Here is an 18,958-nt window from a genome sequence, read left to right on the forward strand (position 1 = left end):
GCAATTGACGTGTGACAAATGGTCATGATAAAATGATTTTTTTGCGGAAAAAAGATGGGCCATACGCTTAACCCCTCAAAAATGGACGCTATTTCACTACAAAAAAGAGGGAAGGTTTTTGTGATGTTTTCTTAACAAAAAACAAGAACGCCACTTCATTGAAAGAATTGCGAAGACTTGAGCGTTAGTCTTGTGAAACGGATGTCTTGGAGGTGATGACAAGTACGTGCCGCCCTTGCCATGTGGTTGCGAATATATAGACGGAGCCACCATCTTGCAATTTTAGCCGCTTGCGAAGCTCGGCTACCGACAGTGGGAAGTTGCGAACGGAAATATTGGCCTGCCGTAGCCCGTGGAGATTTTGCCTAAGTTCTCGCTTGCCAAGCGTGCTTACAGCAAGAATACGAAATTGCCGACCGGGGAAATTAGGGACGGTATGGGGAGAGACGAACAAATGGGAGTTGGCGTCTATGGGGCGCACGTCAAAACGCATGGCGAGCTCTGCGAAGCAGCCTGACTTCATGACGGCGGCATTAGGGACAAGGAGCGTGCCCGTGGGCGAGACAGAGATGGTAGCAGTAGGCAAATTGCCGCTACCCGCATTGGTTAACCGTGGGTGAAACGCGAAAATGTCCGCGTCGTTGGAACAGACCACACGCAGGTCGTGGCGGCCATGGGCAAGCACGAGCAAAAGCTCCTTGCACTCGTTGCCTACGGCTATGATATGTACCTCTGAGACGTTGCCTCCCGTGTCCATAGCCGCGACAGCGGCATGCCAATCGAGCATGGGCGAGAGTTTGAGGATGACATAATCGGCCTTGCGCATCAGCTCGTCGCGAAAGGCCACGACATCGGGGGTACAATCGCCCAAGGCAACAACTTTCTGCCCGTGGGCATCGCGACGAGCGGGATCCATATATATGACAATGGGTGCGGCCGTGTCTGGCTTGGATTGACGGTGTAGCCACTCCACCCCATCGTCACATATCACCTCGGCATGCGGCAGGCCGAGCAGTTCGAAATTGTGCCGGGCCACCGCGCACAAGGCCGGATCGCGCTCCACGTAAATAGATTTGCGAAAACCGCGAGACATAAACGAGAAGTCGACACCAAAGCCACCAGTGAGATCGATTAGCGTGGATTGATCCAAGAAACTGCCCAAAAGGCGAGCCAAGATGCGCTGTTTGTATATGGCGGTGACCTCAGAGCTGCATTGTTCCATATTGAGATGTGGCGGATAGACTATACCGTCGATCGTGGCCCATGTGGGCAACTTGGAGCGAGCCATCTGCCATCCTTGTATCTGGACCAAGGCATAGCTCATGTTCACGTTTGGGAACTTGTCGGCCATGAAGGCCAAACGGCGCACGTCATCACCACGATGAAGCGTGATGAATGTATGGGTGTCTATCTCTTTCATACATGACAAAGTTACTTATAAATAAACGAAAATATTAAGAGATTAACGTTTTTTATGTCAGATTGCAACTAATGTGTCAGCTTTTTGTTTGGATATTCAAAATGTTATGATTATATTTGTGATGGTAGAAAGACCTTGGTTAACAATCAATTAAATGCACCCCAGAATGAAAAAAGATCCTAAAGACTTAGCGGGTGTCCACGAAGAGCGAGAATTTCTTGCCAATGAGCCGGACACCAACCCTACCGAGGAAATGGGTGGAGAGGCTTGGCACTTATGATAGCGATCCTATAGCGCCCACTCAAGACTTCTAATAGAAGATGGACCCAAGGCGGCTGCTTTCCGCGCTTATATGGAAAAGGATGCGCCACAGATGGCACATCCTTTTTCTTTTTTTTTTGCGCATGAAGCCAATTAGGGGCGACATGGCATGGGAAACGCTTACTTGAGTTGGCCGCGAAGGCGTCTTTTGAAAAACAAATAACCGCAAGAGCGATCCTCTTGCGGTTATATTGATATAGCGGGAAAATCTCTTTAAAAGAGCCTCGTCAAACTAATCGGCCAACTTGGCGCAAATATACTCGCGGTTAAGACGGGCTATATTGGCTATAGACTCGTTTTTGGGGCACTCGGCCTCGCAAGCGCGGGTATTGGTACAGTTGCCAAATCCAAGCTCTTCCATCTTCGCGATCATGTTCTTGGCACGACGGGCGGCCTCTGGGCGGCCTTGTGGAAGAAGCGCCAGCTGGCTGACCTTGGAACTCAAGAAAAGCATGGCCGAGCCATTCTTGCAGGCGGCGACACATGCGCCGCAACCTATGCAAGAGGCGCAATCCATAGCCTCGTCGGCGTCTTGCTTGGATATAAGGATATTGTTGGCGTCTTGGGCCTGCCCCGTGCGCACGGTGGTGTATCCACCCGCGGCGATAATCTTGTCGAAAGCAGAACGGTCTACCATGCAATCTTTGATGATAGGGAACGCGGCCGAGCGCCATGGTTCCACGGTGATAACGTCGCCATCGTTAAACCGGCGCATGTAAAGCTGGCAAGTGGTGGCTCCCTGGGCAAGTCCGTGGGGATGCCCATTGATATAGAGAGAACACATGCCACAGATGCCCTCGCGGCAGTCGTGATCAAAGACGAACGGCTCCTTGTTGTCTTCGATAAGCTGCTCATTGAGGATGTCCAACATTTCGAGGAAGGATGTTCCACCGGAGATATCCTTCATTTCGAATGAGTCAAAATGTCCCTCTGCGGTGGGACCGTTTTGACGCCATACTTTCAACGTGAATGAAATATTTTTATCCATTGTCTTGATTCCTTAATTTATGATTTGTAGTTTCTGGTCTGAACTTTGATATACTCGTAGTTCAGGGGTTCTTTGATCAGCTCGGGGGCCACATCATCAGAGCCTCCATATTTCCAACAACCAACGTACATGAAGTTTTCGTCATCGCGCTTGGCCTCGCCTTCCTCGGTTTTGCTCTCCTCGCGGAAGTGTCCGCCACAGCTCTCGTTGCGGTGCAACGCGTCATATGCGATAAGTTCGCCCATGGTGATAAAGTCGCGAAGGTGGATGGCTTTGTCAAGCTCGACGTTAAGACCCTCTTTGGATCCGGGAATGCGCACGTGCTCATTAAACTCCACGCGCATCTGCTTGAGCATCTCGATGGCCTTCTTAAGTCCCTCGGCTGTACGTGCCATGCCGACATAATTCCATAGGATTTTATAAAGACGCTTATGGAGCGAATCGACGCTCTCATCATGATACTTGCTGTTCATCAAACGATCGATCTCAGCCTCAACGCCCTTTTCCGCCTCCTCGAACTCTGGAAGGTTGGTGCTGAAACGTGGAACGGTAATCTGGTCTGACAAGTAATTTTGCATAGTATAAGGAATGACGAAGTAACCGTCGCTAAGTCCTTGCATCAATGCCGACGCCCCTAAGCGGTTGGCTCCGTGGTCGGAGAAGTTGCATTCTCCAAGCGCGAACAACCCCTTGATGGAGGTCTGCAATTCATAATCAACCCAAAGGCCGCCCATGGTATAATGGATGGCAGGATAGATCATCATCGGGTTCTCGTATGGATTGACGTTCACGATCTCCTCGTACATGTCAAATAGGTTTCCGTAACGCTCGGCCACGCGATCCCTGCCAAGACGCTCGATGGCCTCCGCGAAATCGAGGAACACGGCCAAGCCTGTGTTGTTAACGCCAAAACCATGGTCCGTGCGCTCCTTGGCGGCACGTGACGCCACGTCGCGAGGCACCAAGTTACCAAACGCCGGGTACCTGCGCTCCAAATAATAATCACGGTCTTCTTCAGGAATGTCGCGCCCCTGAAGCTCTCCGCTCTGCAATTTCTTAGCGTCTTCTATCTTTTTTGGCACCCAAATACGGCCATCGTTGCGCAGCGACTCAGACATCAACGTTAGCTTACTCTGCTTGTCTCCATGCACGGGAATGCACGTGGGGTGTATCTGAACGAAGCACGGGTTGGCAAAATAAGCGCCTTTTCGGTAGGCCTGAACGGCAGCGGTGGCGTTGCAACCCATGGCGTTAGTGGAGAGGAAATAGGCGTTTCCGTACCCACCGGTGGCAAGGCACACGGCATGACCGGCATAGCGTTCGAGCTTGCCAGTTACCAAATTTTTGGCGATAATGCCTCGCGCGCGGCCTTCTATGACAACAATGTCTTCCATCTCTGTGCGGGTGTGAAGCTCCACAGTGCCATTGTTGACCTCTTTCATCAATGACGAATAGGCTCCAAGGAGTAGCTGCTGCCCCGTCTGTCCCTTGGCATAGAAAGTACGACTTACCTGCACACCTCCAAAAGAGCGGTTGGCAAGCATGCCGCCATACTCACGGGCGAAAGGCACGCCCTGAGCTACACATTGGTCGATGATGGCCGCACTAACCTCGGCCAAACGATAAACATTGGCTTCGCGAGCACGGTAATCGCCACCCTTGATGGTGTCATAGAACAGGCGGTAAACGGCGTCGCCATCATTTTGATAGTTTTTTGCCGCGTTGATACCACCCTGCGCCGCGATAGAGTGCGCGCGACGAGGGCTGTCTTGAATGCATAGGTTGATAACGTGAAAGCCCATCTCGCCAAGTGACGCAGCGGCGCTGGCGCCAGCAAGACCGGTTCCAACCACGATGATATCGAGCTTACGCTTGTTGGTCGGGTTGACCAATTTCTGATGAGCTTTATAATTTGTCCATTTCTCGGCCAATGGGCCATCCGGAATTTTAGAATCTATTGGTGACATAATCAATCGTCTATATTTAATTATGGAATGTAAATTGGAGGTCAAGCGCAGCACATGCTGGGGGCAAATCCTAACCAAAAAGAGAGCACGAGAAACGCGAACACAGCCATAAGGACGCTTACATAAACAAGGCCTATGCACTGCCAGCGCTTCAACCAAACCTTGCCACTAAGGCCAAGCGTCTGCATAGAGCTCCAAAAGCCATGAGCAAGGTGGAACCAAAGAGCCGCGAACCATACAAGATAAAGAATGGAGTAAATCGGATCGGAGAACGTCTCCTGTATCCAAGCGAAGCCATCGGCAGGATCGTGCGCCACTTGAATGTCTGCCAATTCGGCGAACATCATGTGGCCCCAGAAATTGTACATGTGAAGCAAAAGCCCCAGAAAGATGATCAGCCCTAACACAAGCATGTTCTGAGACGCCCAACTGACCTCTGGACGGCGGCTTGTCACCTCATAGCGCTGATTGCCACGGGCGCGCCGGTTTTGCATCGTGAGGATGAAAGCGTAAATTATATGGCATACGGCCAAGGCGGCGAGAGCCACTGTCCCAACAACCGCATACCAGTTACTTCCCAAAAATTCACATACCATATTATAGGCTTCTCCCGAAAAAAAAGCCGCAATGTTCATGCAACAGTGGAAAGTCAGGAATAGAATAAGGCAAATGCCGGTCAACGACATCACTACCTTTCTACCAATTGGAGAATTGATTAACCACATAAATGATTGATTTTTAAATATTTAACTGTTAGATTTCGCTCAGGAATGATTACGCAGATAGTTCTTTCCCTAACCGTCACGATGAGACAAATACCGTCTTTTAGGTATCCTACACGCACGTTTAGACCGCAAAAATACTATATTTTAGTGATAAATCAAAGTAAAAGAGTTAAAAAATCAGGAATATTATGTACTTTTGCAGAAAAAGCAAAGACAAGAATGAAGTTTGATTATGACGTCATCGTCATAGGGGGTGGGCACGCGGGTTGCGAGGCCGCCACGGCAGCCGCAAACATGGGAGCCAAGACGTGCTTGGTCACCATGGACATGAACAAGGTCGCGCAGATGAGTTGCAACCCTGCCGTCGGTGGTATCGCCAAAGGTCAAATCGTAAGAGAAATAGACGCCTTGGGAGGCAACATGGGCAAGGTTACCGACGCAACCACCATACAATTCAGGATGCTCAACAAAGGAAAGGGACCTGCCGTATGGTCGCCACGAGCTCAATGCGACCGAGAAAGATTTATCGTAGAGTGGCGACGCGTACTCGACCGAACCCCCAATCTTGACATCTGGCAAGACCAAGCAGACCAACTGTTAGTGAAAAACGGTGAGGCAATCGGCGTAAAAACAATATGGGGCGCAAGCATAATGGCCAAGGCAATAGTTGTCACGGCTGGCACTTTTCTTAACGGATTGATGCATATTGGGCATCATAAATATCCCGGAGGAAGATGTGCGGAGCCTGCCGTTCCACATTTTTCAGAATCAATATCCCATTGGGGAATACGCTCCGCCCGCATGAAAACAGGAACCCCTTTAAGGCTTGACAAACGAAGCATCCACTTTGAAGACACGGCGATGCAGCCCGGGGATAACGAGTTTCACACATTCAGCTACCTTGGCATGCCCCCCACCTTGAAGCAACTCCCATGCTGGACATGCGACACCAACAGCGCCGTGCATGAAATTTTGCGTGCAGACCTCGCCAACTCTCCTTTATACAACGGGCAAATACAGTCCACCGGGCCACGTTATTGCCCATCTATCGAGACAAAGCTTGTAACCTTCCCCGACAAAGACCAACACCCTCTTTTTATAGAACCAGAAGGCGAAGACACCAACGAGATGTACCTCAACGGCTTCTCTTCGTCCATGCCCATCGAGACACAACTTAGAGCCTTGCACAAAATACCCGCCTTGCGGGACGCCAAGATTTATCGCCCGGGCTACGCGATAGAATACGATTATTTTGACCCTACCCAACTAAAGCACTCGCTTGAGTCAAAAATTATAAAAGGGTTATTCATGGCCGGCCAAGTGAATGGGACCACGGGATACGAAGAGGCGGGCGGACAGGGAATAGTTGCAGGTATTAACGCCGCAATGTTTTGTTCGGGAAACGATCCTTTCATAATGAAAAGAGACGAGAGCTATATCGGTGTCTTAATCGATGACCTCGTTACAAAAGGCGTGGACGAACCATACAGAATGTTCACCTCGAGAGCGGAATATCGCATACTTTTACGCCAAGACGACGCCGACGCGAGACTCACGGAAAAAGCCTACAACATCGGATTGGCCACACAAGAACGCTTAAACTGGTGGTTGCAAAAGAAAAAAGCCATTGGAAGACTCGTCAAATTTTGCGACGAGACATCGGTAAAACCAAAAGAAATAAACTCGGCATTAGAAGCAATCGGCACCGCCCCACTACGCATGGGATGTAAAATATCCGACTTGATAGGCCGGCCACAAATCACGATGGCAATGCTTTCAACCATCATTCCCCCACTAAAGGAGATGGTGAACGAGCCGGAAAACAGGAAAGAAGAGATTAGCGAGGGAGCGGAAATACGAATCAAATACAAAGGCTACATTGAGCGAGAGCGCGTGATCGCGGACAAGATGCACCGATTGGAAGACATAAAGATAAAAGGGCATTTCGACTATAGCCAGCTCAAGGAGATTAGCACCGAAGGAAGGCAAAAACTTGAGCATATAAATCCTGACACATTAGGACAGGCCAGCCGAATACCGGGCGTGTCTCCAAGTGACATTAACGTGTTATTGGTACTGCTGGGGCGATGAAGTCTTTTGAGAATGGAGCAACCAACGGCGAACCGCAATCACGAACAAACATCAACGTTTTGTTCCCTACACTAACCCATATTGATGGAAAATATACGATTTTTCGATAGATTGTCATTAAATCATTAAGTAAAGTTCAAGCTGTCGACAACAAGCGGACAGCATGGTTTCACGTGAAACAAAGATACGATTAAGCCCTTATCAAGCAACGAATTAAAATATAAAAAGAACGATAAACGTGAATAATCAAATTTTATTAAATCATCTGAGATGCATTCCAGATTGGCCAATCAAAGGCGTATTTTTTAGAGATGTAAGCACATTGTTTAAAAATCAGCAGTGCTTAAAACTCATGAGTGATGAATTGGTAAACATCTATAAGGACAAAGGCATCACCCAAATTGTTGGCATTGAGAGTCGGGGTTTTGTGATGAGCTCGGCCGTAGCCTACCATTTGAACGCCGGAGTAGTGCTTTGCCGCAAGCCTGGGAAGCTGCCTTGCGAGACCATTCAGGAAAGCTACGCCAAAGAATACGGTATAGACACGATCGAAATTCATAAAGACGCCATAACGGAAGATGATGTGATATTACTGCACGACGACCTTTTAGCAACGGGCGGAACAATGAAAGCGGCATGTAAGTTAGTAAAAAAATTCCATCCAAAGAAAATTTATTGCAATTTCATCATAGAGCTTAAAACAGAGTTTCCCGACGCGCGCGACAGCTTTGACCCTGACATAGAGATAACCAGTCTTCTAAAATTCTAACCATTCAAGGACGCGCACCCCACCCCACAAAAAGGTAAACCAATCCCCACGGCCAATTTGAACCGTGGGGTTTTTCATTTGCACAAAGCTCCTACATTTCTCAAACGGCATGCCTTAGGCAAAACAAGCTCTTACAAGTACATTTCCGTTAAACGTATAAAAACATGTCCTTGCGATAGAGTTCCACCGCCACGCATTTCTCAATTTTATAAAATTATAACAGCCAAAACATTGCAAAGAGAATACATTATAGCTATATTTGCATGTCAAGACGATTCAGATTTGGGCAAGCTAAAAACACATTAGAAAAACATAAAGAAAGATTTGCAAAAACACAAAAGGCAAAGACGTTCCACGTGAAACAATTTTCACGACAACAGCAGTGTATAAAAGGAAAGCAAGGATATGACAAGGGAAGAAAATGAAAAGCGTTTGAACTATCTAAAGAGCGTGGTACTGAACATGCCGGAGCTACCTGGCAGCTATCAATTCTACGACAAAGAACATGTCATCATATATGTAGGCAAAGCCAAAAAACTTAAAAGCAGAGTGTCAACCTACTTCCACAAAGAGGTGGACAGATTTAAAACCAAGGTCCTTGTAAGCAAGATACATGACATATCATACACCGTTGTCAACTCCGAGGAAGATGCCTTGCTACTCGAAAACTCACTTATCAAAAAATACAACCCTCGGTATAACGTGCTGTTGAAAGACGGCAAAACCTACCCCAGCATTTGTGTCACAAAAGAACACTTCCCAAGAATCTTCAAAACGCGAACCATAAACCGTAAGCATGGCACGTTTTTCGGCCCATATCCACACATCACTGCCATGTACAACGTGCTCGAACTCATCAACAAAGTGTTTAAGCCCAGACGATGCAAACAACCCATCTTGCCCGAAGGTATAAAGGAAAACAGGTATCGCCCATGCTTAGAATATCACATACACAACTGCGACGCATGCTGTATCGGCAAACAAAGCCATGAAGAGTACAATGAAAACATCAGGCAAGCCAAAGAGGTTTTAAAAGGAAATACAAGGCAATTAAGCGACTGGGTATATGAAAAAATGATGGAAAAAGCGTCGGAACTAAAATTTGAAGAGGCCGACCGACTAAAACAACGCTACCTGCTCTTGAAAGAATTTGTAGCCAAGGTGGAGGTGGTAAGCTATACCATACAAGACGTGGACGTCTTTACCGTAACCGAGGACGACAGCAAAAAAATAGCCTTCGTAAACTATCTGCACGTAAAAAATGGCACCATCAACCAAAGTTTCACCTATGAGTACAAACGCAAATTAGACGAAACAGACGAGGACATTCTCACGCAGGCCATTCCAGAGATACGCTATAGATTTGACAGCAAGGCCAAAGAGATAGTCGTGCCCTTTGAGATGGAATGGAAAATCAAAGACGCAGACTTGTTCGTACCACAACGAGGAGACAAAAAACACTTGCTGGACCTGTCGCAAATGAACGCGAAACAGTATAAGTTCGACCGTCTGAAACGCGTGGAAAAACTAAACGTTGAGCAGAAGCAAACCCGCTTAATGAAAGAATTGCAAGAGAAATTGGAACTACCCAAACTGCCATACCATATAGAATGTTTTGACAACTCTAACATCTCCGGAACCGACGCCGTAGCAGGATGCGTGGTTTACAAGGGCATGAAACCATCCAAAAAAGACTACCGTAAATACAACATCAAGACAGTGACAGGACCTGACGACTACGCTTCCATGCAAGAAGTGGTACGCCGCAGATACAGCAGAATGATAGCCGAAGAGGCCGCCCTGCCCGACCTCATCATCACCGATGGTGGCAAAGGCCAAATGGACGTGGTGAGAGATGTGGTTGAAAAAGAACTTAAACTGGACATCCCCATCGCCGGATTGGCTAAAGACGACCACCATCGCACCAACGAGTTGCTGTATGGATGGCCTCCCAAGGTGATTGGATTAAAGCCAGATTCGGAGCTGTTTCACGCCTTGACACAAATACAAGACGAAGTGCACCGATACGCAATAACATTCCATCGAGACAAGAGATCAAAACATGCGCTGCACTCCGAGCTTGATGACATAAAAGGAATAGGCCCACAAACAAAGAAATCACTTATAAAAAGCTTTAAATCAGTTAGTAAAATCAAGGTAGCAACACTTGAGCAACTTGCTACCATCGTTGGTCCATCAAAGGCCGAAACAATAATAAAACACTTTGAAAGCCAAAACAAAACAAACGCGGAAACACAAATATCCGCAAGCGACGAAAACATGACAACATGACGAGCCATGTCCGGACGATTGCACACAATCATAGTATTTGTCTAATTTTAATCACAAAAAAAGGTACGTTTCCAAACCGTAATCTACAGCTAAAAATTGGCGTTTCTAAACGGCAAAACCTCCATCTTGCAACCATAAAAAACGACACTCTCTCCCATTAGTATCTATTCATCCTACATTAAAGCCTTAAACACAAAGCGATTAGACAGCAATCGGATTGCGTTTAGCGTCTAATCGACATGCGAATAAGCCTTAAACGCAGACAAAACATTAAACAAAAATTCGGAAAACGAGCAGAAAACAACATAACAACATAACACACAACAACTTACAAAAGTTTTACATATAGAGCTTATTTGCAAACAAAGGTGTGCAAGTACGTAAACAGTCGAACTACAAACGACAACCTGTCAAGTATTTTCACATACATAAAAAGCGGCGCAAGCAAACAAGGGAACATGGCGCCGTCTTACCATTCAAGCTATCAACACCATGAAATATAACTTGGCTATCATCATGAAAAGGGTATCCTTAAAATGATAAAATGCCAAAGAAACACAAACACAAAACAGAAAAACAAACTTGGCGAGACAAAAATAATAAGCCAATCATTGCGTAAATATCATCTTTTTGCTATCTTTGTGATGTCAAATAACAACACCAACATTAGCGTATATCATGCGAATTGTCATCCAGCGAGTGAGCCAAGCGTCAGTCACCATAGCGGGCAAGACCAAATCCGCCATTGGCCAAGGCTACGTTGTCTTGTTAGGGATAGGCAGCGACGACACAAAGGAAGATGCCAACTGGCTCGTCAAAAAGACCTGCTCCCTGCGCGTGTTTGACGACCCTGACGGCGTGATGAACCTCAGCGTCAGGGACGTAGACGGCGACATCATCGTGGTTTCGCAATTCACGCTCATGGCGAGCACCAAAAAGGGCAACCGCCCAAGCTGGATAAAGGCGGCTCCGCACGACATCTCCATCCCACTCTACGAGTATTTTTGCCAAGCGCTTACACATGAGTTGGGCAAACCGATTGGCACCGGCGAGTTTGGCGCCGACATGAAAGTGCAGCTCGTCAACGATGGCCCAGTGACCATTTGCATAGACTCAAAGAACAAGGAATGAAAACGACCAATATAAAAATAGCCGCTATAACATTCATGTTCGCGCTCTTCCTGTGCCTGGCAGCGTTAGATTTGGCCAATGGAGCAAAAGTGGATTGGTGGGGTCATCTTGTCACGTCCGCACTTGCCACGGGCGGATTCATGCTGTTTAAAAAATTAGAATATATCCACAATAAAAGAAACCCGTAAACCGCACCGCTAAAAATGACTATACAAGAAGCGCAAAAAACCGTGGACCAATGGGTCAAAACCTTTGGCGTGAGATATTTCAGCGAACTGACAAACATGGCCGTCTTGACCGAGGAAGTGGGCGAGCTGGCACGCGTAATGGCTCGAAAATACGGCGACCAGAGCTTTAAAGCCGGTGAGAAAGACAACTTGGGCGAGGAGATGGCGGACATACTTTGGGTGCTGTGCTGCCTTGCCAACCAAACGGGCGTGGACCTTACCCAAGAGTTTAGGAAAAGCGTCGAGAAGAAAACCCTGCGCGACGCCAACAGGCACAAGAACAATCCCAAACTCAAAGCCTGACGCCAAACCAGCGGAGCGCACGTCACGGAATATGGCGCACATCACCATCGCCCCAAACATCAACCACAGCCCCTGACACATGCATGCACCTTATCGCCAATGGGCAAACACCATATCTTATCACAAATAAAACCAATCGATTAAACAATAAACAACATGGCATACACCAAAGACATCCAGCCCACCAAAAAAAATGGTGGCATCAAAGCTCAAGTGAACGCAAGTCGCGCGGACGAAACACAGAAAAAGAGCAAGTACGAGCAAGCGCTCGACAAATACAACTGCGACGTTGACGAGGCCGAGATAGGCAAGGCGTTGAAAAAAATCATCGTTGAGAAAGTGCCCGAGAACGACACCGCCGAGGTTAAGAAATTTCTCTTGGGCAGCGTGGAGCTCACCTCGCTAAGCGCGTCGGACAATGATGTAAACATCATGGCCATGGTAGAGAAAGTCAACCAGTTTGACACCGCGTACCCCGACCTACCCCACGTGGCCACCATCTGCGTGTACCCCAACTTCGCCGAGGTGGTGAAAGACACCCTGGAAGTAGACGGAGTTGACATCGCCGTGGTTTCGGGAGCGTTCCCTTCCTCGCAAACGTTCCTTGAGGTCAAGGTGGCAGAGACCGCGCTGGCCATCAAAGACGGAGCCACAAACGTGGACATCGTGATGCCAGTGGGCAAGTTTCTTTGCGGAGACTACGAGGGCTTGTGCGAGGATATCAACGAGTTGAAACAGACATGCGGCAACGTTCCCATGAAAGTCATACTCGAAAACTGCCTCTTGGGCACCCTTTCCAACGTGAAAAAAGCGGCTATTCTCTCCATGTACGCAGGCGCCGACTATATTAAAACATCCACAGGCAAGGACAAAGGCGGCGCTACAGCGCAAGACGTTTACATCATGTGCCAAGCCATCAAGGAGTACTACGACGAAACAGGCATACAGATAGGCTTGAAACCAGCGGGCGGCATTAACTCCGTGATGGACGCCGTGACATTCTACACCATCGTCAAAGAGGTGCTCGGCGAGAAATGGCTCACCAACCAGTGGTTTCGCCTCGGCACGAGCAGACTTACCAACATGCTGCTAAGCGAAATTCTGGGCCGGCAAGTCAAGTTCTTCTAAACCACCATTCAATGCGTTGAAAACACAATAAACGGAACGCAAAAAATACATGAGTAGCCCATAGAAACCATTTTCAACACCTATTGGCATATACCAATAAAAGCGGATATTTTAACCTTCTGGCATAAAATATCCGCTTTTTCACATGCGACAATCTAAACGTGTGGACTGCGACAATGGCTGCATGTCGCGTTTTTCGACGAGCCATGAACACCCGTCACCACGAAAAAATCACTTTTGGCGTTCTATCACGAAATCGAGATACGCTCTCAATCCTTTCTTCACCGAATCGTCATCCACCTCGGATTCCAAGAAATCGAGCGACTCGGCATGCAACTTCCACATGCGTTCCTCCGCATACTCTATACCGCCATGAGCCTTGGTAAAAGCCACCAATCGCCCGATTTCATCGGTTGTTACCGTGCCAGCCTTCACCTTTCGAGCCACCGCGAGCATGGCCTCGTCGGCCGTTGAGTTTAGCGCATGGATCGCCGGAAGCGTCAATTTACCCTCTGCCATATCATTTCCGGTGGGCTTTCCTATCTCCTCCTTGTCATAATAGTCAAAAATATCGTCGCGTATCTGAAAGATAACGCCAATATTTTGGCCAAACTTTCTGGCCAACTCAATATCCGCCCTGTCCGCTCCGACAGACATCGCGCCCAAACATGCGCAAGCCTCGAAGAACGCGGCGGTCTTTTGTTTAATCACTTGGTAATAAACCGCCTCCGAGATTTCCTTGTTTTGGATATTCGACAACTGCAATATCTCACCATTTGAGAGCGTTCGTCCCAGTTCGGCCAATGTGTTGACAATTTCCTGATTACGCGTGTAATTAACGTGCAGCAATGCCGTCGAAAGGATATAGTCGCCCACCAACACGGCCACTTTGTTATTGTAGACAGCGTTGACCGAGCTTTGCCCACGACGTTCCCTGCTCTCGTCCACCACGTCATCGTGCACCAACGAGGCCGTGTGCAACAGTTCCAACCCCACCGCCGCATGCTGCGTCACCTCGTTAACCTTGCCATAGTTTTTGGCCATTAGCAGGATAAACATGGGGCGCATGCGCTTGCCACTGCTTTGGCGCACATGTTCCAACGCCTGCCCCAACAGGCCGTTTTGGTGCGATAGCGATTTTGTGAACAAATCATCAAAATCGCTCAACTCCGATAAGATGGGTTGCTTGATGGTTGACAAATAATCCATGAACTCGTGTATATTTTGTTACAAAATTACTGTTTTTATCGGATATTGTGGCAAAAATTTAGTAATTTTACGCTTAAATCAATATAAACATGGACAAATTATTTCTCCTTGACGCCTACGCCATTATATTCCGGTCGTATTACGCTTTCATAAACCGACCCACCCGAAACCACAAAGGCCAGAACACCTCGCCCATATTGGGATTTTGCAACACCCTGAACGAGATTGTTAAAAAGCAAAGCCCCACTCACATCGCAGTGGCTTTCGACTGTGGCAAGACTTTCCGACACGACGCCTACCCACCCTACAAGGCACAAAGAGAGGCCACGCCCGAGGATATCAACACCGCCGTGCCATACATCAAGAGCATACTCAAGGCCATGCGCATACCCATTTTGGAGGCCAAAGGGTTCGAGGCCGACGATGTCATCGGCACTTTAGCCCTCAAAACCGGGCAAGAAGGCATAGAAACTTACATGCTCACACCCGACAAAGACTATGGGCAGTTGGTGCGACCCAACGTCTTCATGTTCCGTCCCAAACACGGCGGGGGATATGAGAAAATCGGCGAAAACGAAATAAAAGATAAGTATGGCGTTGAGACGGCAAGCCAAGTGGTGGACCTGCTGGCTCTAATGGGCGACTCGGCAGACAACTTCCCGGGCTGTCCTGGCGTTGGGGAGAAAACCGCCGCAAAACTAATCAAGGAGTTTGGCACCTGCGAAAACCTCATTGCCAACACCGACAGGCTGAAAGGCAAGATGCGCGAGAAAGTGGAAAACGCCATCGATGATATCAAGATATCAAAGTTTCTCGCCACCATCAAGACAGATGTACCCATCAAGCTCGACTTGGACGAGATGAAACTCAAGACACCCGACGAGACCAAACTGCGCGAAATATTTGCCGAATTGGAATTTAGGAAGTTGGCAGACGACTTTATTAACAAAAGCAAAAAATCATCAACGGATCAAAATTTACAATTGGATTTATTCGCTCCAAATCCGACCGAAGGGACAGGCGACGCCGAAAATTCAAATTTTGAGACGCTAAAAACCACGTATAAAAACTACAAACTTATTGAAAATCAAGACGATTGTATCAAACTTTATGACTTTTTACGGACAAAAAAGATTTTAAGTTTAGACACGGAGACCACTTCCGCCAACGCCATTGACGCCGAGTTGGTGGGATTGAGCTTTGCCGTTCAAGAAAAAGAGGCTTTTTACGTGGCCATCCCCAAGGAGCGCGCGCAAGCCATCCAAATCGTCAACATTTTCAAACCACTATACGAAGACCCCACCATTCTCAAGGTGGGACAAAACATCAAATACGACTACGAGGTGCTGCGAGGCTACGGAGTGGACATCAAAGGCAAGATGTTCGACACCATGCTGGCCCACTACCTCATCCAGCCCGAGCAGCGTCACAACATGGACTACATGGCAGAGACCCTGCTCCACTATCGCACCATCCATATAGAAGAGCTTATAGGTCCCGGCGGAAAAGGCCAAAAGAACATGCGCGACCTTGAACCGGGAGAGGTTTTCGAGTACGCCGCCGAGGATGCCGACATCACTTTGAGATTGAAAAACGCATTGGAGCCCAAACTTAAAGAGGTAGGAGCCGAGCCGTTGTTTTGGGATATTGAGATGCCATTGGTCAGGGTGCTGGCCGACATGGAGCTCGCCGGCGTGCGATTAGACACCAAGCAGCTCGACGAAACCAACCGCGCGTTCACCGCTCGAATGGCCCATTACGAGCGCCACGCGTACGAATTGGCAGGCGGTGAGTTTAACATCAACAGTCCCAAGCAGGTGGGCGAGATCCTCTTTGACAAGATGAAGATTGTAGACAAGCCCAAAAAGACCCGCACGGGGCAGTACGTGACATCCGAGGATACACTGCTACAGCTCAAAGACAAATCGCCCATCGTCGAGGACATCCTCAACTATCGTGGCATGAAAAAGCTGCTCAGCACCTACATCGAGGCCCTGCCCAAGCTCATCAACAGTCGCACCGGCCGCATACACACCTCGTTCAACCAAGCCATCACAGCCACGGGACGGCTCTCCTCGAGCAATCCCAACCTGCAAAACATACCCGTGCGCGACGATGATGGCAAGGAGATACGCAAATGTTTCGTCCCGGAGCCGGGATGCAAGTTCTTCTCCGCGGACTACAGCCAGATAGAATTGCGCATCATGGCACACCTCAGCGCCGACGAGCACATGACAGAGGCTTTTCGCCAAGGGCAAGACATACATCGCGCCACAGCCGCCAAAATATGGAAAATAGCTCCCGAGGCCGTCACCGACAGCCAGCGCAAGCAGGCCAAGCAGGCCAATTTCGGCATCATATACGGCATCACCGCCTTTGGCTTGGCACAGCGCATGGGCATTCCCAACGGCGAGGCGCGCAAGCTCATAGACGACTATTTCGACACGTTCCCCAAAGTACACGAGTATATGGAACAAGCCAAGCGCTACGCCCGAGAACATGGATACGTGGAAACACTGTTCGGAAGGAGGCGCTACCTGCCCAACATCAATTCCAAAAACGGCACCGTGCGCGGTTTTGACGAGCGCAATGCCATCAACGCCCCCATACAAGGCTCCGAGGCAGACATCATCAAACTCGCCATGACGCGCATTTGGAACAGGTTCAAAAAAGAAAATATAAAATCCAAGATGATACTCCAAGTGCACGACGAGCTAAACTTCTCAGTCTATCCGGACGAAGCCGAGCGCGTGCAAAGCATTGTCATCGAGGAGATGCAAAACGCCTACCCGCTATCCGTGCCGCTCATAGCCGATGCCGGATGGGGCGACAACTGGCTGGAGGCGCACTAAAAACCGCACGGAGAGCCACAAAATAAGAGATGCGCCGAACATTCGGCGCATCTCTTATTTTGTGGCGAGCCAACCTATCCTCCCTATCGAAACGCGAGCCAACCACATGATGGGAATGGACAAAACGTAACTCGCGAACACCAACCCCAAGAAGATAAGTGGTGGAAATCTCAACCCATAGATTTGGTCATGGAAAAACGTACCGTAAACAAAGGCGTGAACAAGCCACATGGTCATGGACTTGGAGCCCAACTCCAACAACGTTCGACGGACTCTACCACGTATCTCCAAGTTCAAAAACAGCAACATGAAGAGACACAAGAAAAGCACGTCCCACAAGGCCGATCCCGTGAGAAGATGCAGCCCAAACCATGCCAAGAAAAGCGCGCGAACCAACCATTGCCTGCTGTGCAGCCACTCTATTGTCCAAGAGGAGCGCATATTGCGGTAACATACAAGCGCGCCCAGGACGAAAGAGAACAACAAGTCGAAATACGTAAACAATATCGCATACCACTCATGATGAGCCTTGGCCGGAGCAATGTAACGACTGATAACATACATACTCAACACGGACAACGCCAATGAAACGCCGAGCGCACGCCAAATCCCCACTCTATCCATAACCCCAAATATCAATGGCGCGGACAAACACAGCAAGCAATAAGGCAACAAAAACCAAGCTGGATGATCGTAAGCGTCAACATTCCAACCCGCAAAATTTTCTATCACCACTCGCAAGCCTCCCAAACGGAACTCCGGACAGAAAGCCACGCCGCAACCTACAAGCAATATTAATATTAGCCAATAGTTTAGATAAAGCCTCGCCACACGTTTCAACTGAGAACCATAGCTCAACCTGCCATGCAAGCGTTTGTAAGCCAAACCGTAGCCACTGCACACCAAGAAGAAACCAACGGGACCGCAAGCGCGCGCGAAGACTGTGGCAAAAGGCAAGTCGCCAATCCACAACACAGGACTTGAGATATCGGAAAACGCGGGATTGGAGAACAGATGCAACCATAGCATCATGAGGATAGCGACACCCTTAAGTATCACTGACTGATCCTTAGACATAATACACCAATTGTAGCAATGCCATAGATTTTAATATAAAGGAAAAGCCAAGTACCTTTGGAAACGAAACGCAGAGTCGTGGACAGTCCACTTATCCACATTCCGAGGTACTTGGCGAAACCTATGACAACAGATAAGAGGAAATGCCCACGACTTATCGCAGGCATCCACTCATTCATTTCCGTTGTCACATTCGTTCTACCGCCAAGTTTCCGGAATGTATTCGAAATAAACAGCAAATGCTAATTTAACCAATAAAGACAGAATGGCATGAGCCAATCCGAATGCAAAAATACACTATAATATTCAAAAACATACCTAATGTGACTTATTTATTTTCATCTATAAGCAAGAAAGCCACATTACAGTCACTCCGAAGAAAACGCACTCTTTACTATACAACGCAATTTTTCAATATCCCTCAAGCCGCGCTCCATTGGTCACGCCAAATGACACGC

The 18,958-nt window shown here is 48.2% G+C and carries 14 protein-coding genes; 8 read left to right on the forward strand and 6 right to left on the reverse strand.

Annotated features, from left to right (window positions below; translation table 11 throughout):
• Window positions 1-184 precede the first annotated feature (184 nt).
• From HMPREF1640_RS05050 to HMPREF1640_RS05065, 4 genes are all read right to left on the reverse strand, one after another.
• The gene (locus tag HMPREF1640_RS05050; RefSeq protein WP_036892939.1) at window positions 185-1,420 is read right to left on the reverse strand and encodes a class I SAM-dependent methyltransferase; all 1,236 of its coding nucleotides are present in this window, start codon (window positions 1,418-1,420) and stop codon (window positions 185-187) included.
• A gap of 553 nt (window positions 1,421-1,973) precedes the next feature.
• The gene (locus tag HMPREF1640_RS05055) at window positions 1,974-2,729 is read right to left on the reverse strand and encodes a succinate dehydrogenase/fumarate reductase iron-sulfur subunit (protein ID WP_036892940.1); all 756 of its coding nucleotides are present in this window, start codon (window positions 2,727-2,729) and stop codon (window positions 1,974-1,976) included.
• A gap of 17 nt (window positions 2,730-2,746) precedes the next feature.
• Window positions 2,747-4,696 (reverse strand): fumarate reductase/succinate dehydrogenase flavoprotein subunit, encoded by a 1,950-nt coding sequence (locus HMPREF1640_RS05060; protein WP_036892942.1) that lies wholly within the window; start codon window positions 4,694-4,696, stop codon window positions 2,747-2,749.
• A 41-nt stretch (window positions 4,697-4,737) separates the two neighbouring features.
• Window positions 4,738-5,421: a fumarate reductase gene (locus HMPREF1640_RS05065; RefSeq protein ID WP_036892944.1), complete on the reverse strand. Its 684-nt coding sequence runs from the start codon at window positions 5,419-5,421 to the stop codon at window positions 4,738-4,740.
• Window positions 5,422-5,640: 219 nt separating this feature from the next.
• Here HMPREF1640_RS05065 and mnmG point away from each other — a divergent pair, with 219 nt between their 5' ends.
• The 7 genes from mnmG to deoC all read left to right on the forward strand — a co-directional run bounded on the left by mnmG (window position 5,641) and on the right by deoC (window position 13,362).
• A complete protein-coding gene (gene mnmG / locus HMPREF1640_RS05070) occupies window positions 5,641-7,512 on the forward strand; it encodes a tRNA uridine-5-carboxymethylaminomethyl(34) synthesis enzyme MnmG (RefSeq protein WP_036892947.1) in 1,872 nt (623 codons plus the stop codon).
• A 238-nt stretch (window positions 7,513-7,750) separates the two neighbouring features.
• A complete protein-coding gene (locus tag HMPREF1640_RS05075; protein ID WP_036892949.1) occupies window positions 7,751-8,281 on the forward strand; it encodes an adenine phosphoribosyltransferase in 531 nt (176 codons plus the stop codon).
• Between the two features lie 405 nt (window positions 8,282-8,686).
• Window positions 8,687-10,573: an excinuclease ABC subunit UvrC gene (gene uvrC, locus HMPREF1640_RS05080; protein ID WP_036892951.1), complete on the forward strand. Its 1,887-nt coding sequence runs from the start codon at window positions 8,687-8,689 to the stop codon at window positions 10,571-10,573.
• 678 nt (window positions 10,574-11,251) lie between these two features.
• Entirely contained in the window at window positions 11,252-11,704 is a 453-nt protein-coding gene (gene dtd, locus HMPREF1640_RS05085; RefSeq protein WP_036892953.1) for a D-aminoacyl-tRNA deacylase, read from the forward strand.
• Window positions 11,701-11,892 carry a hypothetical protein gene (locus HMPREF1640_RS05090; RefSeq protein ID WP_036892955.1) on the forward strand — a complete coding sequence of 64 codons (192 nt, stop codon included), beginning with the start codon at window positions 11,701-11,703 and terminating at the stop codon, window positions 11,890-11,892. The genes dtd and HMPREF1640_RS05090 overlap by 4 nt, the downstream gene beginning before the upstream one ends.
• Window positions 11,893-11,907: 15 nt before the next feature.
• Window positions 11,908-12,234, forward strand: coding sequence for a nucleotide pyrophosphohydrolase (locus tag HMPREF1640_RS05095; RefSeq protein WP_036892956.1), 327 nt, complete (start codon window positions 11,908-11,910; stop codon window positions 12,232-12,234).
• 156 nt (window positions 12,235-12,390) lie between these two features.
• A complete protein-coding gene (gene deoC / locus HMPREF1640_RS05100) occupies window positions 12,391-13,362 on the forward strand; it encodes a deoxyribose-phosphate aldolase (RefSeq protein WP_036892957.1) in 972 nt (323 codons plus the stop codon).
• Window positions 13,363-13,593: 231 nt separating this feature from the next.
• On the opposite strand, the gene HMPREF1640_RS05105 is transcribed toward deoC, so the two are convergent.
• Window positions 13,594-14,571 carry a polyprenyl synthetase family protein gene (locus HMPREF1640_RS05105; protein WP_036892958.1) on the reverse strand — a complete coding sequence of 326 codons (978 nt, stop codon included), beginning with the start codon at window positions 14,569-14,571 and terminating at the stop codon, window positions 13,594-13,596.
• A gap of 89 nt (window positions 14,572-14,660) precedes the next feature.
• On the opposite strand from HMPREF1640_RS05105, the gene polA reads away from it, so the two are divergent.
• Window positions 14,661-17,423 (forward strand): DNA polymerase I, encoded by a 2,763-nt coding sequence (gene polA, locus HMPREF1640_RS05110; protein WP_036892959.1) that lies wholly within the window; start codon window positions 14,661-14,663, stop codon window positions 17,421-17,423.
• Window positions 17,424-17,477: 54 nt separating this feature from the next.
• Here polA and HMPREF1640_RS05115 read toward each other — a convergent pair whose 3' ends face one another.
• Window positions 17,478-18,500: an acyltransferase gene (locus HMPREF1640_RS05115; RefSeq protein ID WP_036892962.1), complete on the reverse strand. Its 1,023-nt coding sequence runs from the start codon at window positions 18,498-18,500 to the stop codon at window positions 17,478-17,480.
• Window positions 18,501-18,958 lie beyond the last annotated feature (458 nt).

The organism is Prevotella sp. S7-1-8, from assembly GCF_000758925.1.
Lineage (GTDB): Bacteria > Bacteroidota > Bacteroidia > Bacteroidales > Bacteroidaceae > Prevotella.